General features: G+C 68.8%; 19 protein-coding genes and 3 pseudogenes. 17 read left to right on the forward strand and 5 right to left on the reverse strand.

Features of this window, described 5'->3' with window-relative positions; all coding sequences use genetic code 11:
• Positions 1-253: 253 nt before the first annotated feature.
• Positions 254-1,027 carry a hypothetical protein gene (locus ACWD4G_RS13905; protein WP_451292940.1) on the reverse strand — a complete coding sequence of 258 codons (774 nt, stop codon included), beginning with the start codon at positions 1,025-1,027 and terminating at the stop codon, positions 254-256.
• A 5-nt stretch (positions 1,028-1,032) separates the two neighbouring features.
• Positions 1,033-2,418, reverse strand: coding sequence for a type VII secretion protein EccE (eccE, locus tag ACWD4G_RS13910; RefSeq protein WP_451292902.1), 1,386 nt, complete (start codon positions 2,416-2,418; stop codon positions 1,033-1,035).
• A 204-nt stretch (positions 2,419-2,622) separates the two neighbouring features.
• Between eccE and eccB the strand changes: the two genes are divergently transcribed.
• The 6 genes from eccB (at position 2,623) to ACWD4G_RS13940 (ending at position 7,336) form a co-directional block, all read left to right on the forward strand.
• Positions 2,623-4,146, forward strand: a complete 1,524-nt coding sequence (gene eccB, locus ACWD4G_RS13915; RefSeq protein ID WP_451292903.1) for a type VII secretion protein EccB — start codon at positions 2,623-2,625, stop codon at positions 4,144-4,146.
• A 178-nt stretch (positions 4,147-4,324) separates the two neighbouring features.
• Positions 4,325-5,551 carry a type VII secretion-associated serine protease mycosin gene (gene mycP / locus ACWD4G_RS13920; protein ID WP_451292941.1) on the forward strand — a complete coding sequence of 409 codons (1,227 nt, stop codon included), beginning with the start codon at positions 4,325-4,327 and terminating at the stop codon, positions 5,549-5,551.
• Complete coding sequence (locus tag ACWD4G_RS13925; protein ID WP_451292904.1) at positions 5,539-6,009, forward strand: hypothetical protein; 471 nt, start codon at positions 5,539-5,541, stop codon at positions 6,007-6,009. The genes mycP and ACWD4G_RS13925 overlap by 13 nt, the downstream gene beginning before the upstream one ends.
• 229 nt (positions 6,010-6,238) lie before the next feature.
• Positions 6,239-6,373: a hypothetical protein gene (locus ACWD4G_RS13930; RefSeq protein ID WP_451292905.1), complete on the forward strand. Its 135-nt coding sequence runs from the start codon at positions 6,239-6,241 to the stop codon at positions 6,371-6,373.
• 229 nt (positions 6,374-6,602) lie between these two features.
• Positions 6,603-6,959 (forward strand): WXG100 family type VII secretion target, encoded by a 357-nt coding sequence (locus ACWD4G_RS13935; protein ID WP_451292906.1) that lies wholly within the window; start codon positions 6,603-6,605, stop codon positions 6,957-6,959.
• 74 nt (positions 6,960-7,033) lie between these two features.
• Positions 7,034-7,336, forward strand: a complete 303-nt coding sequence (locus ACWD4G_RS13940) for a WXG100 family type VII secretion target (protein ID WP_451292907.1) — start codon at positions 7,034-7,036, stop codon at positions 7,334-7,336.
• Positions 7,337-7,460: 124 nt separating this feature from the next.
• On the opposite strand, the gene eccCa is transcribed toward ACWD4G_RS13940, so the two are convergent.
• The gene (gene eccCa / locus ACWD4G_RS13945; RefSeq protein ID WP_451292908.1) at positions 7,461-11,435 is read right to left on the reverse strand and encodes a type VII secretion protein EccCa; all 3,975 of its coding nucleotides are present in this window, start codon (positions 11,433-11,435) and stop codon (positions 7,461-7,463) included.
• Positions 11,436-11,772: 337 nt separating this feature from the next.
• Between eccCa and eccD the strand changes: the two genes are divergently transcribed.
• Positions 11,773-13,281, forward strand: coding sequence for a type VII secretion integral membrane protein EccD (gene eccD, locus ACWD4G_RS13950; protein ID WP_451292942.1), 1,509 nt, complete (start codon positions 11,773-11,775; stop codon positions 13,279-13,281).
• Positions 13,282-13,358: 77 nt separating this feature from the next.
• Here eccD and ACWD4G_RS13955 read toward each other — a convergent pair whose 3' ends face one another.
• Positions 13,359-13,652 carry a DUF397 domain-containing protein gene (locus ACWD4G_RS13955; protein WP_451292909.1) on the reverse strand — a complete coding sequence of 98 codons (294 nt, stop codon included), beginning with the start codon at positions 13,650-13,652 and terminating at the stop codon, positions 13,359-13,361.
• A 289-nt stretch (positions 13,653-13,941) separates the two neighbouring features.
• Here ACWD4G_RS13955 and rpsO point away from each other — a divergent pair, with 289 nt between their 5' ends.
• The 5 genes from rpsO to ACWD4G_RS13980 all read left to right on the forward strand — a co-directional run bounded on the left by rpsO (position 13,942) and on the right by ACWD4G_RS13980 (position 19,559).
• Entirely contained in the window at positions 13,942-14,229 is a 288-nt protein-coding gene (gene rpsO, locus ACWD4G_RS13960) for a 30S ribosomal protein S15 (RefSeq protein WP_451292910.1), read from the forward strand.
• 411 nt (positions 14,230-14,640) lie between these two features.
• The gene (locus tag ACWD4G_RS13965) at positions 14,641-16,860 is read left to right on the forward strand and encodes a polyribonucleotide nucleotidyltransferase (RefSeq protein WP_451292911.1); all 2,220 of its coding nucleotides are present in this window, start codon (positions 14,641-14,643) and stop codon (positions 16,858-16,860) included.
• Entirely contained in the window at positions 16,857-18,236 is a 1,380-nt protein-coding gene (locus tag ACWD4G_RS13970) for a M16 family metallopeptidase (protein WP_451292912.1), read from the forward strand. Before ACWD4G_RS13965 ends, ACWD4G_RS13970 begins: the two co-directional genes overlap by 4 nt.
• A 65-nt stretch (positions 18,237-18,301) precedes the next feature.
• Positions 18,302-19,054: a 4-hydroxy-tetrahydrodipicolinate reductase gene (gene dapB / locus ACWD4G_RS13975; RefSeq protein ID WP_451292913.1), complete on the forward strand. Its 753-nt coding sequence runs from the start codon at positions 18,302-18,304 to the stop codon at positions 19,052-19,054.
• A 49-nt stretch (positions 19,055-19,103) separates the two neighbouring features.
• A complete protein-coding gene (locus ACWD4G_RS13980) occupies positions 19,104-19,559 on the forward strand; it encodes a hypothetical protein (RefSeq protein WP_451292914.1) in 456 nt (151 codons plus the stop codon).
• 22 nt (positions 19,560-19,581) lie between these two features.
• Here ACWD4G_RS13980 and ACWD4G_RS13985 read toward each other — a convergent pair whose 3' ends face one another.
• Entirely contained in the window at positions 19,582-20,136 is a 555-nt protein-coding gene (locus tag ACWD4G_RS13985) for a hypothetical protein (protein ID WP_451292915.1), read from the reverse strand.
• Positions 20,137-20,326: 190 nt separating this feature from the next.
• On the opposite strand from ACWD4G_RS13985, the pseudogene ACWD4G_RS13990 reads away from it, so the two are divergent.
• From ACWD4G_RS13990 to ACWD4G_RS14010, 5 genes and pseudogenes are all read left to right on the forward strand, one after another.
• Positions 20,327-20,617: pseudogene (locus ACWD4G_RS13990) on the forward strand (FAD-dependent thymidylate synthase); the annotation flags it as partial.
• A 159-nt stretch (positions 20,618-20,776) separates the two neighbouring features.
• Positions 20,777-21,523 (forward strand): annotated as a pseudogene (locus ACWD4G_RS13995) (HNH endonuclease); the annotation flags it as partial.
• Positions 21,524-21,526: 3 nt separating this feature from the next.
• Positions 21,527-21,976, forward strand: a pseudogene (gene thyX / locus ACWD4G_RS14000) (FAD-dependent thymidylate synthase); the annotation flags it as partial.
• A 211-nt stretch (positions 21,977-22,187) separates the two neighbouring features.
• Entirely contained in the window at positions 22,188-23,087 is a 900-nt protein-coding gene (gene dapA, locus ACWD4G_RS14005) for a 4-hydroxy-tetrahydrodipicolinate synthase (RefSeq protein ID WP_451292916.1), read from the forward strand.
• A 149-nt stretch (positions 23,088-23,236) separates the two neighbouring features.
• On the forward strand, positions 23,237-24,922 hold the full coding sequence (locus ACWD4G_RS14010; RefSeq protein ID WP_451292917.1) for a ribonuclease J: 1,686 nt from the start codon (positions 23,237-23,239) through the stop codon (positions 24,920-24,922).
• Positions 24,923-25,280: the final 358 nt, after the last annotated feature.

Genomic DNA, 25,280 nt, shown 5'->3' on the forward strand with positions numbered 1-25,280 from the left:
ACCGTTCCTGTCGTCTGGTTCGCCGGGCTGGTCCCCCCTGGGCCCCGAGCCGTGTCACACAGTCCGTATCACCCGTCGGCGGGCAACTCGTGACGTGCTGTACCCCAGCCTAATCATCAAAACCGCGGACCCGGAGGGCCCGTCTGTCCCGACCGGCTTCAGCGAAGTGCGCAACCCCCTTAAAAAGAGGAGTAATTCGGGCATAAGTGTCGGTCTGGTGGCTTGTCTGTCGGTCTCGTGCTGAACAGGCGGTTCAGTCCATGCGACGTGCCACACCCAGGAGACCGGTCTCCGAGTCTGTGGCCTGTGTCATCACATACTGCCGGTCCCGATCCGTGCACCACAGCGTGATCCCGTCCTGCAGACCGGGCAGGGACCGGGTCTCGGGATGCGGCAGCCCTATCACGCGCCCGATCTCCACCGCCTCGTCCGGCGACACCCGCTGTACGCCCACGAGACGAGCCTGGCGCATCAACCGCGGTGCCACCGGACTCAGATAGGGAAGAAGCGTGAGAACGGCCTGCCAGGGTGCCGATGCCACCCGCCCACGGGGCGGTCGCATACCGCAGTCGCGCACCACCAGCACGGGGGCGCCGGCCGACGCGCCCTGTGGCGGCACGCGTCCCACTTCGTGGACGGCCAGGCCGTTCTGCCCGCCGCCCATGGCGTGCACCAACGGCATCCACGCCTGTGCCCTGCCCGTCTCCACGGCCACGCGTGCCCCGGTGGCCGCCGCGCGCAGCGCCAGGATCTGTGCCGTCCACAGACCGCCGATGAGGACGACGTCGAACGGGGTCGGGCGGTTCACCCCGAGGACGGCGGGCTGTCCCTGCTGGTTGACGCCCACCACCACACCGTCGTCCCCGATGGGCAGGGACAGCGCGCCCACCTGTTCCGACGACAGGGTGTGCCGTGGATGTCTGGGGCCCAGCAGTCCGAAGCCGGTGCGCAGCCGCTGTCCGAGGCCCGTGACCTCCCCGGTGCCTTCCGGCGCGGACAGCGATGACGGCGAGGCGGATGCCCTCATGGTCATCAGCGGGTACCTCCGAGCGGCAGGGTGGCGAGAACGCCGGGGAGTTGTTCGCGGTCCAGACGCACGAGCCCGACCCGGGCCTCTCGCGCGGCCTGTTCCAGGCCCCGTCGTGCGTCGGTGAGCTCCTGATTGCTGCGACCGGTGATGCGAAGGTGGCCCGTGATGGTCACATCCTGCCGACCGCCCTTGGCCAGGGTCAGACTGAAGGTCGTCGCCAGCGCGGGAACCGCGGTCAGATGTGCCACCAACTGTGCCAGCGGGGTGCCGGAACCGCCCAGTTGGGGCCAGCGGCGCACCCAGTACGTGGTGTGCCGGCGGTTGTCACAGCGCCAGCTGCGGCTGGACTCCTCGGTCCGTCGCTGCGGCGACTCGTCCGGCCCGGTCTGCGCGGCCTGCGCGGTCACCATCGGGTTGGCGCACGCGGAGGTGGCGATGGCGGCCGTGAGCTCTTCCTCCGTCAGCAGACTGGCCCGGAAGCCCGCGCCGGTCAGTCGACTGGACAAGTGCTCCGCCGCCCGCACCAGACACTTCTGCGCCCCGCGGAGCCCCCCGCCGCGCGCGGCCACCGCCTCCGGACACAACTCGGGATCGAGTTTCAGCGCTATCCACAGGATGCGCACCGCGGGAGCGCCGGTCTGGGCCTGCAGCGGTGCGTAGTTGCTCACCACGACCGACTGCTGGGGCAGATGCAGCGCGGGCGCCGGCTGTGTGTGCACCAGGATCTGTGCCGACTCCAGCTGGATTCCGTCGACTTCGAGGACATCCTGCACGAGCGCGACGGGCAACGGCCGACGGCCGCGCTCGGCGCGCAACGCGCTCGTGTCCGATTCCAGATGGAGCACCGCGGTGAGGAAGCGTCCGTCGCCCACCATGCCGACCGGCCGCTGATCGCGGCGGTCGCCGCGATTGAAGCTGTACGTCCGCAGGCTCGGATCGCACTCCACGGCAGGCGCGAGTCGGGAATCGACCCCGGCGGGCACCGGCGTACTCGCGGCCCTGCGCACACGGGCCCGTAGCGCCAGCAGCGAGCGCAGCCACTCGGGCAGGGAGTGACCCCGGCGTCGTACGAGGGCGAGTGCGACCAGCACGGCGGCGGCCGCGATCGCCGGAATGAGCGCGGCCGTACCGATCAGCCACCCGATGACCACCAGGGCGGCCGCCGTCTGCAGCATCACCAGCCGCTGTACCGCGAACGACCCCCCGTGCCCCGAGTGGGACCTCAGCTGGGGCGACACGGATCGGCGGGGCGACGCGGAGGTGTCGGGCGCCGCTCCCGACCCCGCTGTCGGAGAGGGAGCGGACGAGTCGGGTGACCCCGACCGACCTGTGCCACCCGATCGCGGCCCCGATTGCGAACGCGATCGGGCCCGTGTTACGGAAGCCATCGCTCCAAAACCCCCGAACTCTCCCGAAAACCCTTGCGCTCACGGCCGTTCAAGCCTGAGCACCCTGCCCGCGCGTCCAACTCGGTCACGCAACAGGCATAGTAGGGGGCGGCTCTGACAGCCTTGGCACCAGAGGCGATCGAGGACGGGCGTGGGTCTGCGCAGATCCGCCCATGGCTCGGCACGGGGAGAGAACGAACACAGATGGCATCACGGCGGGACGAACTCAACGCCTACACCTTCGCGAAGCGCCGTACACTCGCAGCCTTCCTTCAGCCCTCTCCTTCCGGTTCGGAGGAAGGCGCCCCCAAGCCGCTGCGGGCCCTGTGGCCGGGTGCCGTTGTCGGTGTGGTGGTCCTCGCGATCTTCGGGGGCATCGGTGTGTTCAGCCCCACGGCACCCAAGGGCTGGGCCGACACGGGCGAGCACGTCATCGTGGCGAGCGATTCCACCACCCGGTACGTGGTGCTGAAGACCGACGGCCGGAACCAGCTGCATCCGGTTCTCAACATGGCGTCGGCCAAGCTGCTTCTGGACCCCGCCAAGGCCGACGTCATCACCGTCGACGAGAAGATTCTGGACAGCGGCGAGCCCCCGCACGGTCCGACCATCGGAATCCCCTACGCCCCCGACCGCCTGCCCTCCGCCGAAGAGGCGGAACTGGCCAAGCGCTGGGCGGTGTGCGAGCGTCCCAGCGACGGCGGCCGAGCCGTCCAGAAAGCCGCGTTCGTACTGGCCGAGAAGGACTTCTCCAGGACCGGAGGCGCCAACAAGCTCTCCGGCGGCGAGCTGATGTACGTCGTGGGGCCCGACGACAAGACCCAGTACGTGGTCGACGCCGAGGGAGTCGCGTACCGACTGGCCGACCCGGCCGACACCGAATTGCTCAAGGCCCTGGACACCCAGGGCCGTGACCCGCAGCGAGTCTCCCAGGAATGGCTCGACACCCTCCACAAGGGCGACCCGATCTCCATCCCGAGGATCGACGGCACACCCGGCGCGAAGGCAGACGCCTCCGCCGACCTTGAGGAGTACGACAAGGTCGGCGAGATCATCAAGGCCTACGACGGCCAACGCATGCAGTACTACGTCGTGTTGCCGGGCGAGGTGGCCCGGATCTCCGAGTTCGTCGCCACACTGCTGCTCAACAGCGGTGACCTCGTCGACGTCGGACAGGCGGGCGAGGCGCAACAGGTCCACCCCGGCGCGGTCGCCGACAGCACGACCTTCGCGGCGGACAAGACCTGGCCGACGTTCAAGCCGAAGACGGTCAACGACGGCGCCAGCGCCACCTCCGGCCGCAACACCGTCTGCAACGTCCTGCTCTCGGTCGGCTCGAAGGGGAAGACGACGCTGTCCACGTGGGTGGGCACCGACTTCCCCGCTCAACTGGCCACCGGCTCCTCCAGCGCGTACGTCACTCCGGGCTCCGGCCAGCTCTACCGCCAGTTCCAGGGCACCGAGACGGCGGCGGGCGGTGTCTTCCTGGTCACGGACACGGGCCTGCGTTACGCGCTGCAGTCCAACAGCGACAGCACCACCGACGACGAGGGCATCGGCACATCCGCCGAGCAGCGTGAGGCGGAACTGAACCCTGCGAAGATCGCTCAGACCCGGCTCGGCTACGAGAACGTGACGCCCGCGCCGATCCCCGTGGCGTGGTCGACCTTCCTTCCGACCGGCCCACGCCTGTCGGAGGCTGCGGCCCGGCAGCCGCAGGGCTCGTAGACGAGGGCCGGAAAAGACGCGGAGCGATGGCGAAGGTGCGAAGGTGACGACGAAGTCGAAGCCGACGGCGAAGGCGACGCCGACGGCCAGGCCGAACGGGCGGGTGCCGAAGGCGCGGAGCAGGCGCGGGGCGAGGGGGTCGGACCTCTGGAGCGGCTGGGGTACGAGGCCGGCGGCGCTGGCCGCCGCGACCACACTGATCGCCACTACGTCGGTGGTCGCCTGGCCTGCCGCTCCCGCCCGGGCGGACAGCGGTCAGTGCGTGTTCGGGTCGAAGAAGTACTCGGCCCGCCCCTGGGCGCTGCAACGCGTCAACCTCGATGAGCTGTGGGCCCTGTCCACAGGGAAGAACGTCCAGGTGGCGGTGATCGACACCGGCGTGGATGTCAAGAACCCCCAGCTCACGAAGGCCGTGGACGCTTCCAGGGGCGCGAACTACCTCCCCACCAAGAACTCCAAGGGCGAGAAGATCGACCGCGGCAACAGCCGAGGCACCACCGACACGGTGGGCCACGGCACACGGGTGGCCGGCATCATCGCGGCCCGTCCCTTGGAGGGGACCGGTTTCGTGGGCCTGGCCCCGGACGCCGAGATCATTCCCATCAAGCAGAACAACGCGGAGGGCGACGGCACCGCCCTCACCCTGGCGTCGGCGATCCGCCACGCGGTCGACGTCGGCGCCGACGTCATCAACATCTCGCAGGACACCGCCAACGCCGTGAAACCCGATGTGAGGCTGGAGGAAGCCGTCAACCACGCCCTCGACAACGGCGTCGTGGTCGTCGCCTCGGCCGGCAACGACGGGCTGGGCGGCAATGTGAAGGTCACCTACCCGGCGTCGTACGAGGGGGTCCTGGCGGTGGCGGCCTCCGACCGCAACAACGAACGGGCCCCCTTCTCCCAGTCGGGAGAATTCGTCGGAGTCGCGGCACCCGGCGTCGACATGATCTCCACAGTCCCCGGTGGCGGCCACTGCTCCGACAACGGCACGAGCTTCTCGGCGCCGTACGTGGCCGGTGTGGCGGCCCTTCTGAAGTCCAAGTACCCGCAGTGGACAGCCCAGCAGGTCGTGGCCCAGATCGAACAGACGGCGGAACGCTCGATCCCCGGCCACGACCGGCTGGTCGGCTGGGGAGTGGTGGACCCCGTCAGAGCCCTGACGGACGTGGACCCGGAGAACCCGATCGAGAGCCCGGAGCCCGAGAACGGTGTGGCCAAGGGCGAGGCGCCCTCGGTCACACCGCTGACCTTCGGTGAAACCGCGGAGGAACGGAACACGCGCCTGGCGACCTATGTGGCCATCGGTGGCCTGGTGCTGGTGGCGGGGCTGAGCGGCACGGCGGTGGCCGTGCGGGACACGCGGCGCAGGCGGCGCCGGTCGGGGGGAAACGCATGGACGCCCTGACCCGACTGAACATCCTGGGCCTGGTCCTGTCCGCCGTACTGCTGGCCATGGCCTGCGTGAAGGCGGACCGGGTACGCGCCTGGCGTTCCCGTATCAACCCGTCGGCCGAGGAACTGCCCGACGCGGCCTTCACCGCCGCCCGCGTCCTCTTCGTCACCCTCGCCGGCATCGGTGTCTACCTGGCCGTCCAGGGCTTCGGCGTCTCCGACGACATGTCCTGGGACGACAGCGAGTTGACGAGCGCGGTGCAGGGGGCGGCGGACGACCTGGACGGCTGGATGTACCGGACCGACCAGGCTGGCGACTCCCTCTACTTCGACGACCACGCGACCCTCGTCCAGGACAAGGTGGTGCAGAACGGCGGCGCCGACGCCCCACCGGGCATCACGGGCGGCCCGGGCACGCTCACTTACCCGGCGTACCGGCTGGGCGTGGAGGTGGAGGAGGGCGTGTGCTGACCCTGCCGCATATCCGTTCACAGTTCACAGACAAGACGGGCAAAGCGCGGCATCCGACCGGCTCGCAACAGCGCTGACGCACATCGCTGTTGGCGGTGTTGTGCGGGGTGACTACAGTGGTGGAGGCGCCGTGAGGCGCGGCTCGCTTTGCGAACGTACGGCGAGGGGTTGGCAAGGTCCCGATCACGCAGGGGCCTGTGGCTGTACGGGGAGACGGGGGAGGAACGTCGTGCTTCCGGCAGAGGCGGCGGACGGTGTCGTCCCCGACGTCCACCGGGTCGGAGGAGCGGGCGACGCCCTCCGCGAGTGGAGCGGCTCACGCGTCACCGGCATCCATCACCCGAGCCCGAGGCTCGACGGGTGAAGCATGACGCTCCGGTGTCCGGCACCGGCTCACACACCATCGGCGGCCGGATCGGCGGCGGAACCACCCAATGACAGCGACACCCTGTGGACCACGCTCGGTACGACCGCCGCCGCTGCCGTGATCGGTGGTGTCGGAGCGGCCGTCACGCGCTCGCGACGCGCCGGATGACGCGGGAAAAGCCAAGACCGTTGGACCAGGAAACAGAAGCAGGAAAGGACGGCCGACCATGAGCGGCTCGCAGAAGCAGAAACTAGAGAACGATGCCGTAATTCTGCTCCAGAAGCAGATGCTCACGAAGTACGAGAACGTCAGGACCCGTGTGCACAGGCTGCAGGGAATCATCGACAGCCTGGAGACCGGCCAGTGGGACGGAATCGGCCGAGCGGCCTTCGACAAGAAGCAGTTCGAGATCAATGAATCGCTGCGGAGCATGGGCAACATCCTTGCCGAGGTGATCGAGAAGATGACCTCGGCACGCAACATCATCGACACCAAGGAGGACGAGGTGCGCGCGGCGGTCAACAAGATCGACCTCCAGGACGGCGCTCCCACGGTCAAGGTGTCTCCCCTGAGCTCCTACTGAGCCGACCCGTGCGCACGGCCGGAGCCGACACCGGCACTCATCAGGCAAGCACCAGCGAGACGAGGTAATCAAGCATGGGCCAGAACAACATGGACGGGCTCGCCGTCACGTATGACGCGCTCGACATCACGGCGACCAAGCTCGCCGGTGAGGCGAGGGATCTGGAGACGGATCTGCAGGAATTGAGGAAGCTCGTCGAGAACAGCCGGCAGTACTGGGAGGGCGAGGCCCAGGACGCGTTCAACGCCAAGTTGAAAAGGTGGGACAAGGAAGCCGGCGACATCCACACGGCGCTCACGAGCATCGGGCACGTCGTGGCCACTGCGGGTGGTGAATACATGGCGGGCGACAAGAAGGGAGCCAGCTACCTGCAGTAGTACAGGACTTCTCGATGAGTTCCCGTTCCGGGGTGGGCGCGCGCGGGAGGCGCCCACCCCGGAATTGCGTCAAGTACGCGACCCAGGCAGGGATACGGTCGTCATTCCGACACCGCTTCGGCGATCACGCATTCCCGTCCTCGACCAACCCGACCTGAACCAACGGCTTCCCCCGCTTCCGGGACACGAAGACGCCACGCCCCGCGGGCATCGGCCGCGGCCGGACACCGCCCAGCAGGTCACCCTCGCCCGGGTCGCCCGCGAGGACGACGCCCTGCGCGCCGAGTTCCTTGATGCGCTGGGTGAAGGCCTCGTAACCGGCTCGGCCGGCACCCGCCGTGGAGCGGGCGATGATGAAACGGACACCGACGTCACGGGCGAACGGGAGCATGTCCGTGAGCCCCGACAGGGGGTTGCCGCTCGATGTGGACACCAGGTCGTAGTCGTCGATGATCACGTACACCGTGGGCCCACGCCACCAGCTGCGGTCGCGCAACTGCTCCGGCGTGACGTCCGCGGTGGGCGTGCGGCGCTGCATGAGCTCGGCCAGCGCCTCCATGTGGTGCTGCATCTGGTTCGACATGGGGATGTACTCCGCCAGATGCGAAGGCGGCGTGACACCGAGCAGGGTGCGGCGGTTGTCGACCACGAACAGCTTGCAGCTGTCGCCGTCGTACCGCTCGGTGAGTCGTTTGATGAGCAGCCTCAGCAGGTTCGACTTGCCGGACTCGCTCTCGCCGAAGATGAGGAAGAACGGGTCCTGCTCGAAGTCCACAAACACCGGTTCGAGGTTGTCCTCGTCGAGTGCGAAGGAGACACCGCTGTTCGGGAAGCGGTCGCCCGGCGGCAGCTGGGTCGCCGGGAACTCCCTCGGCAGCAGGCGCACTTCGGGAGCGCCGGGCTGCTGCCAGTGGCGGCCCACCTCGGCCGCGAGAGCCGCCGTCGCCTCCGCCAGGTCCGTGTCCGAGGACAGACCGTCGATACGCGGGACCGCCGCCATGAAGTGCTGCTTCTGCGGAGTCTGACCACGCCCGGGCACACCGGTGGGCACGTTCGCCGCCACCTTGCGGTCGAACTCGGAGTCCATGGCGTCGCCGAGCCGCAGCTCCAGGCGGTTCATCAGGTGGTCCTTGAGATTCGAACGGACCTCCATGGAGCGAGAGGCGGTGAGGATCAGATGGATGCCGTAACCGAGACCGCGTGCCGCGATGTCAAGGATCAGCGGGTCCATCGCCTCGTATTCCTGGCGGAAGTTGCCCCAGCCGTCGATGGCCAGGAACACGTCGCCCCAGGGCTGATCGGTCAGCGAGATGTCACCACGGGCCCGACGCGCCCGGAATTCGGCGATCGAGGGGATGTTCGCAGCGCGGAAGTACTCCTCCCGGCGGGTCAGCACGCCGTACACCTCGGCCACGGTGCGCCGGACCTTCTCGGGGTCCAGACGCGAGGCAACCCCGCCCACATGCGGCAGGTCGGCCACGGCCGACAGACCGCCACCACCGAAGTCCAGCCCGTAGAACTGCACTTCGTGAGGGGTGTGGGTGAGCGCGAACGACGAGATGATCGAGCGCAGCAGCGTCGACTTGCCGGACTGCGGGCCGCCGAGGACCTGCATATGGCCGGCCGCACCGCTGAAGTCCGTCCACAGCGGTTCGCGCCGCTGCTCGTACGGCTTGTCCACGATGCCGACCGGCACGACGAGCCGGCCCGCGCCCTCGTAGCCGGGCTGCGTCATACCCCGGCCCGCCACCGGAGCCAGCCCCGGCAGCAGCGAGTCGAGCGACGGCGGGCTGTCCAAGGGCGGCAGCCACACCTGATGGGCGGCCGGACCCTGTGCCTCCAGGCGCCGCACGATCACGTCCAGCACGGTGTCGGCGAGCGCGTCGTCCTGCTGCTCGTCCGGCTCCTCCCGGCGCTGCTGGGGCACCGGCGCATACCGCACAGGGACTTCGGCGGCGGTGAACAGCACGGGGCGACGGTCGACGGGAAGCGGTCCCCCGGGGACGGCAGCGACCTGCTGACCCGTGCGATACACACCGGAGACATACGCCGCCTTGAAGCGCACCATCTGCTCCGTGCCGAACTTCAGGATGCCGGAACCCGGCACATTGGGCAGCTCGTAGGCGTCGGAGACGCCGATGGCGGCGCGTGACTCGGCCGCCGAGAACGTCCGCAGACCGATCCGGTACGACAGATAGGTCTCCAGCCCCCTCAGACGGCCCTCCTCCAGACGCTGCGAGGCGAGCAGCAGATGCACCCCCAGAGAACGGCCGATACGGCCTATCTGCACGAACATCTCGATGAAGTCCGGCTTCGCGGTGAGCAGTTCGCTGAACTCGTCGATCACCAGGACGAGTGACGGAAGGGGCTGGAGCGGAGCGCCGGCCGCGCGGGCCTTCTCGTAGTCGTGGATGTTGGCGTAGTTACCGGCATCGCGGAGCATCTCCTGACGGCGGTTCAGCTCGCCGCGGATCGAGTCCCCCATGCGGTCCACGAGGGTGAGATCGTCCGCGAGGTTGGTGATCACGGCCGCGACATGCGGCATCTGCGCCATGCCGGCGAAGGTCGCACCGCCCTTGAAGTCCGCCAGGACGAAGTTCAGCGTCTCGGAGGAGTGGGTCACGGCCAGCCCGAGGACCAGCGTGCGCAGCAGCTCCGACTTTCCGGAACCGGTCGCGCCGACGCAGAGTCCATGAGGGCCCATACCCTCCTGCGCGGCCTCCTTGAGGTCGAGCATCACGGGCCGGCCGTCCTCACCGAGGCCGATCGGCACCCGCAGTCGCTCCGACAGCGCACGGGGGCGCCAGGTGCGTCGCGGGTCGACCGAGGCGGCGTCCCCCAGGTTCAGCAGTTCCGTGAAGTCCAGGTTGGCCAGCAGCGGTTCGTCGTCGTCACCGCCCGAGGGCATGCGCAGCGGCGCCAGCTGCCGGGCGAGCGCTTCCGCGGCCTCGTACGACAGGACGTCCGGCGTGCCCTCGTAGACCATGCCGTGGGCCGACTCCAGGAGCAGTTCCCCGGGGTGCGCCACGATCGAGAGGTCGCCGCGTCCGACATTCAGCTCACCGGGGACGATCTCGATGACCGTCACGCCCTGCAGGCCCTCCGGTGAGGCCAGCAAGGACGTCGGTGGCAGCGAGAGACCGTCGAGCACGACGACCAGGTGCGGCTGCTCGGGGAGCGGCGGCGCGGTGGGGTGGAACCGGGTCCGGCCCTGGAGGAGGTCGGCCAGCCGGTCCTCCAGCGCCATCGGGTCGGTCGTGATCAGACGCATGCTGCCCGCGCCGTCGGAGAGGCCCCGCGTCTGCGTGTGCGGCAGCCACTTCGCCCATTCCCACTCGGGTGCCGACACCCGCCCGGCGGCGACCGCGACGACCAGGTCCTCCGAGGAGTGCAGCGCGGTGAGACACGCCACGAGCGCTCGGGCGGTGCCGCGCACGGTGCCGGGCTCGCCGCTGATCGTCACGTGGTAGAAGGCGCGCAGGGAGACCGCCATCGGCAGGTCGTCGAGGGTGCTGTGCGTGGCCAGGAAGCGCTGCATGGCCCCGGCGGTCAGTGGCTCCAACTCGTCGACCGGCGCGGTCTCCGGCGCGACCAGGGGAGTGGCCAGGGCCTGCGGGCCGAGGCCCACGCGCACCTGCCCGAAGTCCTCGTCGCCGGAGCGCCGTTCCCACACCCGGCTGCCCTCGGCGACCAGGGCCCACAGTTGCTCCGGTGAAGGGTGCAGGTAGTACTGGGCGTCGCGCTGGGCCTTGGCGGTGTCCATGGCCTGGTGCCGGGTCTGCGACAGATAGCGCAGATAGTCCCGGCGTATGTCCGCCAGTTGTCCCTGGTTGCCGCGGCGGTAGCGGACCAGCATCGCGACGCCCATCGCGATCGTGGAGGCCACCATCACCATGCCCATGATCTTCATGAAGGGCTGGGCCTGCGGATTGAAGAAGAACACGACGGAACCGCCCATGCCGAGCATGGGCAGCAGCTGCATGAGAGCGCCTTCCTGCTGTCCGCGCGGCAGCTCCGGCGGAGGTTGCAGCACGACCTCGTCCGTGGGCACTTCCTTCGGCAGCGCCCGCGGCGGGCGCTTGACGACGATGTGGCTCACTACGCACCAATTCCCTTGCCGGACCGAGTAGTTTCGTCCGCCGCCCCGTGCCTGGCGGACGTCGATCGCGAAGGGCGATCCTACTGACAACCACTGACATCGATGGGCGGTAGGGTGCCCATGCGCTGTGTGAGCAGTTGCGAATCGTTCCGGGAAAACCGGGCAATCCGTAACGCTTGGAATGGGCGGAATCAAGCGCGGCGCCGCAATTTCCGGGCGTGACGGCAGCTCCACGCGCGTGGGGCGGCGCAACCTACACAGGATCTTCGCGGGCGGGCGGATGCGTGACGGCACCGCACCCCGCCCGACCACCTACGAGGGGGAGCAGCAGGTGAGCATGACGGTCTCCACGCCGGCGGGCGCGACCGGCGGACCGGGCATCGGGGCCCCTGCCGGGGCAGGCATGGGGTTCGGTTTCTGCCGGGTGACGATCGTGGCACCCGACAGCCGTATCGACGTGGCGCTCCCCGACGACGTCCCGGTGGCCGACCTGTACCCGGAGATCCTCAGGCTCTCCCAGCAGAGCCCCGAGGAGGGCGCTCCTGTCGGCTACCACCTGGTACGGCGTGACGGCACCGTCCTCGACGGTGCGCGGTCGTTCGTGGCGCAGCGCATCCTCGACGGAGAGTTGCTGACACTGCGTCCGTTCGCCGAGTCGCTGCCGCCGGCCGTCCTCGACGATGTCTCGGAGGCTGTGGCCGCTGCCGTCACCCGTGATCGCACTCTGTGGAACGGCGAACTCACGCGGGTCGCGGGCCTCATCGCGGGTGGCGTTCTGCCGGCGCTGCTGGCATTCGTGGCCTGGAGCTCGCAGGTCCGTCACGACATGAACAGCCTCCAGGGCGTCATCGCCGGCGTCTTCGGGCTACTGCTGCTCACCATCGCCTGCGTACGCGCGCGCGTGTACGACGATCGTGGCTCCGCGATCGCCCTCGGCCTGGGCGCCCTGCCGAATGTGGCCGTCGCGGGTTCCGGACTGGTGCCGCTCTCCGAGGGGCAGGGCATCGGGCGGTTGCAGTTCCTGCTCGCCTGTACGGCGGTACTCCTCGCCGCGGTGCTGCTCACCCTGGTGTCGCCCGGTGGCGACAGCCCCTTCGTCGCCTTCGTGTTCGCCTCCGCCGTCGGCCTGATCACCACGTTCATCGCGATCCTCGCGCAGCTGCGGCCCATCGAGACGGCCGCCGTCTGCGCACCGCTCTCCGTGGTCGCGCTCGCCTTCCTGCCCGGTCTGTCCATGCGCTTCGCCCGGTTGCCGATCGGTTTCGAACCGCCCAACCCGTCCTGGGGCGGGTACGACCCGGGCGAGCCGGTCCCGCAGCAGCCCATCGACGTCGAGCGGGTGGCGGCCCAGGCCCGCCGTGGCCACGAGCTTCTCGTCGGTCTCGTGGGCGGCTGTGCGCTCGTGTGCGTGGTCTCGTCGATCGTCCTGGGTTTCTCCAGCAATGTGTGGGCGCAGTTGCTGGCGCTGTCCACCGGCATGGCGATGTTGATGCGCGCCCACCTCTTCCGGTACACCGCGCAGGTGGGCGCCGCCCTGGCCGCGGGCCTCGTCGCCTTGGTCTTCCTCGGACTCGGGCTCGCGCTGAACCCGCCGCGGGACTACGTGCGCGACGCCGTCCTCGGCGATACGAACGCTCTCGACATCCGGAGCGTCTGGCTTGCCGCGGCGATCGCCGTGGCCGCCGTGCTGGTCACCGCGATCGGTCTCATCACCCCGCGGCGTGGTGTGACCCCGTTCTGGGGCCGCTTCCTGGAGATCGCCGAGGGCTTCGTCCTGCTCACGCTGATCCCCCTGGCCCTTGCCGTCTTCGACGTGTACGCACGAGCACGGGCCATGGCCGGCTAGCGCCGATGGGGGCGGGGAACCACCCGGCGGTTCTCCACCCCCATCGTCACCGCACCGAACGACGTCACCGCACCGGTCTACGCGTCCAGCCCACCGTCATGCGGAGCAGGCTCCAGGTCGAACTCGCCGTCACGAGCACCCAGTACGAAGGCTCGCCACTCCGCCTCCGTGTAGCGCAGCACCGTGTCCGGGTCGAGCGACGAGCGCATCGCCACGGCGCCCTCCGGGAGATAGGCGATCTCGACCCGCTCCTCGTGTTCCTCCGTGCCCGGTGCGCTGTGCCATTCGACGCCCGAGATGTCGAGCCCGTAGAGCTCGTTCTTCTCCCGCTCCTTGCGTGCCCTGAGTTCTTTGTCCTCGGCCTCGGCCATGACGGCTCCGACTCCTTCCTCCGCGCCAACGCACTGTGCGGTCACCCTACTTGCTGCCGTTGTCGCTGCTCAGGGGTTTGGCGAGGTGTGGTCGTAACGAAGGGTGCCCGGTCCGACACGCCCTCGCGGACTGGTACCCTGGCCCACGGCCGTCTGTGTACGCACCCCCGACCATCCCTCTCGGGACCGGAGGAAGCCCCCGACGGACCCGTCACCCGAGTCATGGAAGATCCCCTGAGACGAAGACCAGGGGCGCTCGGTGGCATCAAGAGACTCATGAGGAGTTCGCGTGGCCCTCGACGCCGCTACGAAGAAGCAGATCATCTCCGAGTTCGGCCAGAAGGAGGGCGACACCGGCTCCCCCGAGGTCCAGGTCGCGATGCTCTCCCGCCGTATCTCGGACCTGACCGAGCACCTGAAGACCCACAAGCACGACCACCACTCCCGTCGTGGTCTGCTGATCCTGGTCGGTCAGCGCCGCCGTCTGCTGCAGTACCTCGCCAAGAAGGACATCCAGCGCTTCCGTACGCTGGTCGACCGCCTCGGCATCCGCCGTGGTGCGGCGGGCGCCAAGTAAGACGCCGTGAAGGGAGCGGTTCCCGGGACCTGGGAGCCGCTCCCTTTGCTGTATTCCCGGCCCGTACGCCTCGCTGCTGTACACCGGGCCCGACGCCCTGCCGCACGCCGGGTCCGTACGCCCGCACGCCGGGGCGCGCGGCACCGCCGTACACGGGAGGTACGTGCGGAAACGTGCGGAGTGTCACCACCCCTTTGTAGTGTGGTAGCACAACGCAACATCGAACGAGGAGAAGCGCACCTCGCCGCCGCCGGTCCTCGGTAGTGGCCCCCGGGGGGAATGGAGCCCCGGGTGCTTCGATCGAAGACCGGCCCGCACCAGACGGCGCGCTTCTCCGCCCCCGTCCCCCTGCCACACGGGCAGGCCCCGGGACGAAAGACGCAAAGACGATAAGTAACGGAGAAACCGCTAGTGGAGAACGAGACCCACTACGCCGAGGCCGTCATCGACAACGGCTCCTTCGGCACCCGCACCATCCGCTTCGAGACGGGCCGTCTGGCCCGCCAGGCCGCCGGCTCCGCCGTGGCCTACCTGGACGACGACACCATGGTGCTGTCGGCCACCACCGCCTCCAAGAACCCCAAGGACCAGCTCGACTTCTTCCCCCTCACGGTGGACGTCGAGGAGCGGATGTACGCCGCCGGCAAGATCCCCGGCAGCTTCTTCCGCCGTGAGGGCCGTCCCTCCGAGGACGCCATCCTCACCTGCCGCCTCATCGACCGCCCGCTGCGCCCGTCCTTCAAGAAGGGCCTGCGCAACGAGATCCAGGTCGTCGCCACCGTGATGGCGCTCAACCCCGACCACCTGTACGACGTCGTCGCGATCAACGCCGCGTCCGCGTCCACGCAGTTGGCCGGTCTGCCCTTCTCCGGCCCGATCGGCGGCGTCCGCGTCGCGCTGATCAACAACCAGTGGGTGGCCTTCCCCACCCACTCCGAGCTGGAGGCCGCCGTCTTCGACATGGTGGTCGCGGGCCGTGTCCTGGAGGACGGCGACGTCGCGATCATGATGGTCGAGGCCGAGGCCACCGAGGAGACCATCAAGCTGGTCAAGGGCGGCGCCGAGGCCCCCACCGAGGAGGTCGTCGCCGCCGGTCTGGATGCCGCGAAGCCCTTCATCAAGGTCCTCTGCAAGGCCCAGGCCGACCTCGCCTCCAAGGCCGCCAAGCCCACCGGCGAGTTCCCGATCTTCCTCGACTACCAGGACGACGTCCTGGAGGCGCTGGCCGCTGCCGTCAAGCCGGAGCTGGCCTCCGCGCTGACCATCGCCGGCAAGCAGGAGCGCGAGTCCGAGCTGGACCGCGTCAAGGCGCTCGCCGCCGAGAAGCTCCTGCCGGAGTTCGAGGGCCGCGAGAAGGAGATCTCCGCGGCGTACCGCTCGCTGACCAAGACCCTGGTCCGTGAGCGCGTCATCAAGGAGAAGAAGCGCATCGACGGCCGCGGCGTCACGGACATCCGTACGCTCGCCGCCGAGGTCGAGGCCATCCCGCGCGTGCACGGCTCCGCGCTGTTCGAGCGTGGCGAGACCCAGATCCTGGGCGTCACCACCCTCAACATGCTCCGTATGGAGCAGCAGCTGGACACCCTCTCCCCGGTGACCCGCAAGCGCTACATGCACAACTACAACTTCCCGCCGTACTCCACCGGCGAGACCGGCCGCGTCGGCTCCCCCAAGCGCCGCGAGATCGGCCACGGCGCTCTCGCCGAGCGCGCCCTGGTCCCGGTCCTGCCGACCCGCGAGGAGTTCCCCTACGCGATCCGTCAGGTCTCCGAGGCCCTCGGCTCCAACGGCTCGACGTCCATGGGCTCGGTCTGTGCCTCCACCATGTCGCTGCTGAACGCCGGTGTGCCGCTGAAGGCCCCGGTCGCCGGTATCGCCATGGGCCTGATCTCCCAGGAGATCGACGGCGAGACGCACTACGTCACCCTCACCGACATCCTCGGTGCGGAGGACGCCTTCGGCGACATGGACTTCAAGGTCGCCGGCACCAAGGAGTTCGTGACCGCCCTCCAGCTCGACACCAAGCTGGACGGCATCCCGGCCTCCGTCCTGGCCGCCGCCCTCAAGCAGGCCCGTGACGCCCGCCTCCACATCCTCGACGTGATGATGGAAGCGATCGACACCCCGGACGAGATGTCCCCCAACGCCCCGCGGATCATCACCGTCAAGATCCCCGTGGACAAGATCGGCGAGGTCATCGGCCCCAAGGGCAAGATGATCAACCAGATCCAGGAGGACACCGGCGCCGAGATCACCATCGAGGACGACGGCACGATCTACATCGGTGCCGCCGACGGCCCGGCCGCCGAGGCCGCCCGCGCCACGATCAACGGCATCGCCAACCCGACGATGCCCGAGGTCGGCGAGCGCTACCTGGGTACGGTCGTCAAGACCACCACCTTCGGTGCGTTCGTCTCCCTGCTCCCCGGCAAGGACGGTCTGCTGCACATCTCGCAGATCCGCAAGCTCGCCGGCGGCAAGCGCGTGGAGAACGTCGAGGACGTCCTCGGTGTGGGCCAGAAGGTCCAGGTCGAGATCGCCGAGATCGACTCCCGTGGCAAGCTCTCCCTGATCCCCGTGATCGAGGGCGAGGAAGGCTCTGAGGACAAGAAGGACGACGGCGACAAGTGACGTCCCGTAGCTCCAAGGCGACGGCCCGCACCTCCACGGAGGCGCGGGCCGTCGCCCGTACCCAAACCCTGATCAAGGGCATGAACGGCATCGGCACGGTCCGTAAAACCACCCTTCCGGGGGGCCTGCGCATCGTCACCGAGACCCTCCCGTCCGTGCGCTCCGCCACCTTCGGTATCTGGGCCCACGTCGGCTCCCGCGACGAGACGCCCGCGCTGAACGGCGCCACGCACTACTTGGAGCACCTGCTCTTCAAGGGCACCGACCGCAGGTCGGCCCTCGACATATCGTCCGCGATCGACGCGGTCGGCGGCGAGATGAACGCCTTCACGGCGAAGGAGTACACGTGCTACTACGCGCGCGTGCTCGACAGCGACCTCCCGCTCGCCATCGACGTCGTCTGCGACATGCTCACCGGCTCCCTCATCCGCGAGGAGGACGTCGACGTCGAACGCGGCGCCATCCTCGAAGAGATCGCGATGACCGAGGACGACCCCGGCGACTGCGTCCACGACCTCTTCGCGCACACGATGTTCGGCGACACCCCCCTCGGCCGCCCGGTCCTCGGCACGGTCGACACGGTCAACGCCCTCACCGCCGACCGCATCCGCCGCTTCTACAAGAAGCACTACGACCCCACCCACCTCGTCGTCGCCTGCGCCGGCAACGTCGACCACAACAAGGTCGTACGACTGGTCCGCACCGCCTTCGAGAAGGCGGGCGCCCTCACCCGCACCGACGCCACCCCGATCGCCCCGCGCGACGGCCGCCGAGGCCTGCGCACGGCGGGCCGGGTCGAGCTGATCGGCCGCAAGACCGAGCAGGCCCATGTCGTCCTCGGTATGCCCGGCCTCTCCCGCACGGACGACCGCCGCTGGGCCCTCGGCGTCCTCAACACCGCGCTCGGCGGCGGCATGTCCTCCCGCCTCTTCCAGGAGGTCCGCGAGAAGCGCGGCCTGGCCTACAGCGTGTACTCGTACACCTCCGGCTTCGCCGACTGCGGCCTCTTCGGCGTCTACGCCGGCTGCCGCCCCTCCCAGGTGCACGACGTGCTCAAGATCTGCCGCGACGAACTCGACCAGGTCGCCGAGCACGGCCTCCCGGACGACGAGATCGAACGCGCGATCGGCCAGCTGCGCGGCTCCACGGTCCTCGGCCTGGAGGACACCGGCGCGCTCATGAACCGCATCGGCAAGAGCGAGCTGTGCTGGGGCGAGCAGATGTCCGTCGACGAGATGCTGACCCGGATAGCGATGGTGACCCCGGACGACGTCAAGGCCGTGGCCCGCGAGGTCCTGGGACAGCGCCCCTCCCTGTCGGTGATCGGCCCGCTCAAGGACAAACAGGCGTCCCGACTGCACGACGCCGTCGCCTGACCCTCCCAGCGGTCCCCACCCGTTCCCATCAGTCCCACAAGGTCCCCCAGAAGGAAGCAAGACAGATGAGCAAGCTGCGCGTGGCGGTCCTCGGTGCCCAGGGCCGTATCGGCTCAGAGGCGGTACGGGCGGTCGAGGCCGCCGAGGACATGGAACTGGTGGCCGCCCTCGGCCGCGGCGACAAGCTGGAGACGCTGGCGGAGACCGGCGCCCAGGTCGCCGTCGAACTCACCACCCCCGCCTCGGTCATGGGCAACCTCGACTTCTGCGTACGCCACGGCATCCACGCGGTCGTCGGTACGACGGGCTGGACCGACGAGCGCCTCGCGCAGCTCAGGGGCTGGCTGGACGGGTCCCCGGAGACGGGCGTCCTCATCGCGCCCAACTTCTCCATCGGCGCCGTCCTCACCATGAAGTTCGCGCAGATCGCCGCGCCGTACTTCGAGTCCGTCGAGGTCGTCGAGCTGCACCACCCGAACAAGGTCGACGCCCCCAGCGGCACCGCCACCCGCACCGCCCAGCTCATCGCCGAGGCCCGCCGCGCGGCCGGTACCGCCCCGGCCCCGGACGCGACCGTGACCGCCCTGGACGGCGCGCGCGGCGCGAACGTCGACGGCGTCCCGGTCCACGCCGTCCGCCTGCGCGGCCTGCTGGCCCACCAGGAGGTCCTCCTCGGCGGCGAGGGCGAGACCCTGACGGTCCGCCATGACTCCCTCCACCACAGCAGCTTCATGCCGGGCATCCTCCTCGGCGCCCGCCGCGTGGTGACCACCCCCGGCCTCACCTTCGGCCTCGAACACTTCCTCGACCTCGGCTGAGCGGCCGAAGGCCCGGCGTCCGCGAGAACTCGGAAGAACCATCGAAACCATGCGCGCGAAGATCACCTACGCCATCACGGCTGCCGTCCTGGTCGTCTATTTCGTCCTGGTCGGCAGCCGGGGGGTCATGCTCATAGAGACCGGGACACCGATCACGATCACCTTCGGTGTCGCGGTACTGATCCTCCCGGCGATCGGCCTCTGGTTCCTGTGGAAGAACACCCAGTTCGTCCGCAGGGCCAACCAGCTCGCCGCCGAACTCGACGCCGAAGGGGGCCTGCCCGTCGACGAGTTGAAGCGCACCCCGGGCGGCCGTATCGACCGCGACTCCGCCGACGAGATCTTCGCCCGCCGCAAGGCCGAGACCGAGGACGCCCCCGACGACTGGCGCACCTGGTTCCGTCTGGCCGTCGCCTACCACGACGCCCGCGACACCCCAAGGGCCCGCAAGGCGATGCAGAGGGCCATCGCCCTGCACGACAACAAACCGGCCCCGGCCGCCTGACCCCCCACCGGTCCGCGTCGGCTCAACCCCGCGCGTACTCCGCCGCCCACGCCTCGACCTCGTCGGCCGCCCGATCGAACGCCTCGGTACGCGCGAGGAAGTCGGCGTTGTGCGTGGTCATCAGCGGCGTCACATACTCCTGCGTACGGTCCCTGCGGGCGAGGAGCAGCGCCTGCCCCTGCACGGACCGCGGCAGCCCGAGCCACCGCACCGGCTGCTGCGCGGTACGCACCGACATGTTCGGCTCCCACGCCGCCGTACGCGTCCTGAAGAAGCCGACCCGACGCACTCCCCGCGCGCTCACCCAGACACCGACGCGCAGCAGCCGCAGCGCACAGGCGATGACGAGCAACGCCGCCCCGAAGCACAGGGCGCCCGCCGTCGGGGTCTCCGCCACCGCGATGATGACGGCCGCCGCCAGCACATACGAGGCGAGCAGCAGCAACAGCGCGGCCGCACCCACCCGCCATGGTCCGGGCCGGTAGGGACGCCGCCACCGGTCGCGGTCCTCGAACGGCAACGCCTCGTCGGCCACCTCGTCGAAGGTGCGATCGGCGGTCAGGAAGGGCAGGGGCACGACTGAACCTCACTCAATCCACGCACAGGTTTTGCCGGGTGAGGCTACAGATCCACCCCCTGGGTCACCACCTTCGAGGACCCAACGGAGGCACAATCAGGCTCAATTCGGGGCAACCGGGCTCGTTGTCGGTGCCGGGCCGTAGAGTGGGCGCCGCCCGAGAGCAGCAATGGGAAGGACCCTCCGAGCCGTGACCGACACCCCCGCCGACGACCTCAAACCCACCTTCCGCAGCGATATCACCGTCGAGTTGGTGAAGCACAGCGCGGCCGACTCCGACGTGCTGTGGGCCGCCCGAGTCTCCACCGCCGGCGAACAGTCCCTGGACGAGCTGAAGAAGGACCCCGAGCGCTCCAAGGGCCTCATCAACTACCTCATGCGGGACCGGCACGGCAGCCCCTTCGAGCACAACTCGATGACCTTCTTCATCAGCGCCCCGATCTTCGTCTTCCGCGAGTTCATGCGCCACCGGGTCGGCTGGTGCATCGCAGGTGACACGGAGATCACTCTGGAGAGCGAGTCCGGCAATCTCCGGCGGCGTACCATCGCCGAGCTGTACAAGCTCTGGCACCTCGGAGTCGAGGACCGACTTCCGCATTCCGCCGGTGGTGTGACCTGGCACAGCCGCGCCGGAAAGTGGATGGCCCAGGTCCGCCGCCAGGACACGAACCACTACCTGGGCCTCTATGAGAACCGGGAGGCGGCCGAGGCGGCCGTGGCGGAGTTCCGGGAGCTGCACCCCAGCACCCGCCTCCGGAAGCTCGAATCGGTCCGCCGCAATCATGTGCGCTGCTACGACGAAGACACTCTGTTCGCCCAGCGGGCCAGGATCGTCGATGTCATCGAGTCCGGCGTCAAGCCACTCATCAAGATCACCACGGAGTCCGGGAAGACGCTCCGCTCCACGGTCGACCACGCGGTGCTCACACCTGAGGGCTGGTGCAAGGCGGGTGAACTGACCGCCGGGGACGCGGTGATGGCCTCCGGCACAGTCCCGCGCCCCTCACAGGGCCTGGTCCCGCCGAGTCTGCGGCGCGGCATCGGAGTCTGGACCTCCATGCAGCGGCAGCGACTGATCGAGGAGACCGACACCTGTCATCTCTGCGGCCGGGACTTCCCCCGCGCGGAACTCGCCCTGGACCACGTGGTTCCCGTGGCCGGCGATCTGACACAGGCTCTCGACGAGAAGAACCTCGCACCCGCGTGCGAGCCATGCCATGCGACCAAGAGCGCGGGGGAACAGGCCTTGGCCCAGCGCGGCGGCAAATTCGCCAAGGCTGTCCCCGACCGCATCGTCGCCATCGAGCAGGATGGCGAGGAGATGACGTACGACCTCTCCGTGGAAGGCCCTTGGCACAACTTCCTAGCGAACGGGATTGTTGTACACAATTCATACAACGAAGAGTCCGGCCGCTACCGTGAGCTCCAGCCCGTCTTCTACGTCCCCGACGAGTCCCGCAAGCTCGTCCAGGAGGGCCGCCCGGGCAAGTACGTCTTCGTGGAGGGCACCCAGGCGCAGCAGGAGCTGGTCGGCCGCGTCATGGATGACTCGTACGTACACGCGTACGAGGCGTATCAGGAGATGCTCGCCGCCGGCGTGGCCCGCGAGGTCGCCCGCTCGGTCCTCCCGGTCGGGCTCTACTCCTCGATGTACGCCACCTGCAACGCCCGCTCGCTGATGCACTTCCTCGGTCTGCGCACCCAGCACGAGCTCGCGAAGGTGCCTTCCTTCCCCCAGCGGGAGATCGAGATGGTCGGGGAGAAGATGGAGGCGGAGTGGGCGCGGCTCATGCCGCTGACACACTCCGCGTTCAATGCCAACGGCCGGGTCGCCCCGTAGCGGGGCGCACGGTTTCGGCCAGGTACAGATGTACGGGTCAGCCGAGCGAGGTGTCCGTATTGCGGCATTTCGCGAAGTTCATCTAGCCTGATCAAACGGACCCGGCACTGCTTGAACCCCCGAGCAGGCAGTGCCGGGCTCCGCATTTGTCCGGACTTTTCCCGCCCCCCGAGGGCAGACCGTGCCTTGAGCACCGAGTAGCGTGTTACCCATGGCTCCGACCTCGACTCCGCAGACCCCCTTCGGGCGGGTCCTCACCGCCATGGTCACGCCCTTCACGGCGGACGGCGCACTCGACCTAGACGGCGCGCAGCGGCTCGCCACCCACCTGGTGTACGCAGGCAACGACGGCCTGGTGATCAACGGCACCACGGGCGAGTCCCCCACCACCGGCGACGCGGAGAAATCGGACCTCGTACGAGCCGTACTGGAAGCCGTCGGCGACCGCGCCCACATCATCGCCGGCGTCGGTACCAACGACACCCACCACAGCATCCAGCTGGCCCGCCAGGCCGAGCAGGTCGGCGCCCACGGCCTCCTCGTGGTCACGCCGTACTACAACAAGCCCCCGCAGGAGGGTCTGTACCGCCACTTCAAGGCCGTCGCCGACGCCGCCGAGCTGCCCGTGATGCTGTACGACATCCCGGGCCGCAGCGGCGTCCCCATCGACACCGAGACCATCGTCCGGCTGGCGGAGCACCCGCGCATCGTCGCCAACAAGGACGCCAAGGGCGACCTCGGCCGCGCCAGCTGGGCCATCGCCAGATCCGGCCTCGCCTGGTACTCCGGCGACGACATGCTCAACCTCCCGCTGCTCTCCGTGGGCGCGATCGGCTTCGTCTCGGTCGTCGGCCACGTCGTCACCCCCGAGCTGCGCGCCCTCGTCGAGGCGTACGTCTCCGGTGACGTCCAGAAGGCCACGGAGATCCACCAGAAGCTGCTCCCGGTCTTCACCGGCATGTTCCGCACCCAGGGCGTGATGACCACCAAGGCCGCGCTCGCCCTCCAGGGGTTGCCCGCGGGCCCGCTGCGCGCCCCCATGGTGGAGCTGTCGCCCGAGGAGACCGCTCAGCTCAAGATCGATCTTGCCGCCGGCGGGGTACAGCTCTAACACCGGACTTCGCACAACGCGGCGACAGACTTCACAACTGAATAGGCAGGACGCAGGTGCCTGCATTCCCATCCACAACTGCTTTTGCACGAACGTCATGCGCGCCACGTGCCACTGAGGTACGTGGCGCGCATGGTGAGGAGAGTCTTTTGAGTCATCCGCATCCTGAACTCGGCCCGCCGCCGCCCCTCCCCGAAGGCGGCCTGCGAGTCACCCCACTCGGCGGCCTCGGCGAGATCGGCCGCAACATGACGGTCTTCGAGTACGGCGGCCGTCTGCTGATCGTCGACTGCGGAGTGCTCTTCCCGGAGGAGGAGCAGCCCGGAATCGATCTGATCCTGCCGGACTTCTCGTCCGTCCGGGACCGCCTCGACGACATCGAGGGCATCGTCCTCACCCACGGTCACGAGGACCACATCGGCGGTGTCCCCTACCTCCTACGCGAGAAGCCGGACATCCCGCTGATCGGCTCCAAGCTGACGCTCGCCCTCATCGAGGCGAAGCTCCAGGAGCACCGCATCCGCCCGTACACCCTTGAGGTGGCCGAGGGGAACCGCGAGCGCATCGGCCCCTTCGACTGCGAGTTCGTCGCGGTCAACCACTCCATCCCCGACGCCCTGGCCGTCGCCATCCGCACACCCGCGGGCATGGTCGTCCACACGGGCGACTTCAAGATGGACCAGCTGCCGCTGGACAACCGTCTGACAGATCTACACGCGTTCGCACGGCTGAGCGAGGAAGGCATCGACCTCCTCCTCTCCGACTCGACGAACGCTGAGGTGCCGGGCTTCACCCCGCACGAGCGGGACATCTCCAACGTCCTGCGCCAGGTCTTCGCGGGCGCCCGCAAGCGCATCATCGTGGCCAGCTTCGCCAGCCACGTCCACCGCATCCAGCAGATCCTGGACGCCGCCCACGAGTACGGACGCCGGGTCGCCTTCGTCGGCCGCTCGATGGTCCGCAACATGGGCATCGCGAGGGACCTGGGCTATCTGAAGGTCCCACCGGGCCTGGTCGTGGACGTCAAGACCCTCGACGACCTCCCGGACCACGAGGTCGTGCTGGTCTGCACGGGCTCCCAGGGCGAACCGATGGCCGCCCTGTCCCGCATGGCCAACCGCGACCACCAGATCCGCATCGTCCAGGGCGACACGGTGATCCTGGCCTCGTCGCTGATCCCCGGCAACGAGAACGCCGTCTACCGCGTCATCAACGGTCTGACCCGCTGGGGCGCCAACGTCGTCCACAAGGGCAACGCCAAGGTCCATGTCTCCGGACACGCCTCGGCCGGCGAGCTGCTGTACTTCTACAACATCTGCCGCCCGAAGAACCTGATGCCGGTCCACGGCGAATGGCGGCACCTGCGCGCCAACGCCGAGCTGGGCGCCATGACCGGTGTCCCGCACGACCGCATCGTCATCGCCGAGGACGGCGTCGCCGTCGACCTCATCGAGGGCAAGGCGAAGATCTCCGGCAAGGTCCAGGCGGGATACGTCTACGTCGACGGCCTCTCCGTCGGCGATGTCGGCGAGCCGGCCCTGAAGGACCGCAAGATCCTCGGCGACGAGGGCATCATCTCGGTCTTCGTCGTCGTGGACGCCTCCACCGGCAAGATCACCGGCGGCCCGCACATCCAGGCCCGCGGTTCCGGTATCGAGGACTCCGCCTTCGGAGACGTCGTCCCGAGGATCACCGAAGTCCTGGAGCGTTCCGCCCAGGACGGCGTCGTCGAACCCCACCAACTGCAGCAACTCATCCGCCGCACCCTCGGCAAGTGGGTCTCGGACACCTACCGACGCAGGCCGATGATCCTCCCTGTCGTGGTTGAGGTCTGACCCTCCGTCAGCGCTCGTTCCGGAGCGGGGCTCCTCGATTTGCATCGGGGCGCCCCGCTCCAGTACGTTTACGGCTCCGCCCAGGGGGGAACCCGACGCCACCGTGCGTCAGGTGCCGCCCGAACCGGGTGGAAATTCCGACTCAGAATCTCTGATAAAGTCGGAACCGCCGGAAAGGGAAACGCGAAAGCGGAAACCTGGAAAGCACCGAGGAAATCGGATCGGAAAACGATCTGATAGAGTCGGAAACGCAAGACAGTAAGACCGAAGGGAAGCGCCCGGAGGAAAGCCGAGACGAGAGTCTGGGTGAGTACGAAGGAAGCGTCCGTTCCTTGAGAACTCAACAGCGTGCCAAAAA

This window comes from Streptomyces sp. NPDC002643 (genome assembly GCF_053592555.1).

Coding starts and splice junctions, on each gene's coding strand:
- ACWD4G_RS13905 (WP_451292940.1), bottom strand. CDS start 1,027: ATGAGGGCATCCGCCTCGCCGTCATCGCTGTCCGCGCCGGAAGGCACC.
- eccE (WP_451292902.1), bottom strand. CDS start 2,418: ATGGCTTCCGTAACACGGGCCCGATCGCGTTCGCAATCGGGGCCGCGA.
- eccB (WP_451292903.1), top strand. CDS start 2,623: ATGGCATCACGGCGGGACGAACTCAACGCCTACACCTTCGCGAAGCGC.
- ACWD4G_RS13925 (WP_451292904.1), top strand. CDS start 5,539: ATGGACGCCCTGACCCGACTGAACATCCTGGGCCTGGTCCTGTCCGCC.
- ACWD4G_RS13935 (WP_451292906.1), top strand. CDS start 6,603: ATGAGCGGCTCGCAGAAGCAGAAACTAGAGAACGATGCCGTAATTCTG.
- ACWD4G_RS13940 (WP_451292907.1), top strand. CDS start 7,034: ATGGGCCAGAACAACATGGACGGGCTCGCCGTCACGTATGACGCGCTC.
- eccD (WP_451292942.1), top strand. CDS start 11,773: ATGACGGTCTCCACGCCGGCGGGCGCGACCGGCGGACCGGGCATCGGG.
- ACWD4G_RS13955 (WP_451292909.1), bottom strand. CDS start 13,652: ATGGCCGAGGCCGAGGACAAAGAACTCAGGGCACGCAAGGAGCGGGAG.
- dapB (WP_451292913.1), top strand. CDS start 18,302: ATGAGCAAGCTGCGCGTGGCGGTCCTCGGTGCCCAGGGCCGTATCGGC.
- ACWD4G_RS13980 (WP_451292914.1), top strand. CDS start 19,104: ATGCGCGCGAAGATCACCTACGCCATCACGGCTGCCGTCCTGGTCGTC.
- dapA (WP_451292916.1), top strand. CDS start 22,188: ATGGCTCCGACCTCGACTCCGCAGACCCCCTTCGGGCGGGTCCTCACC.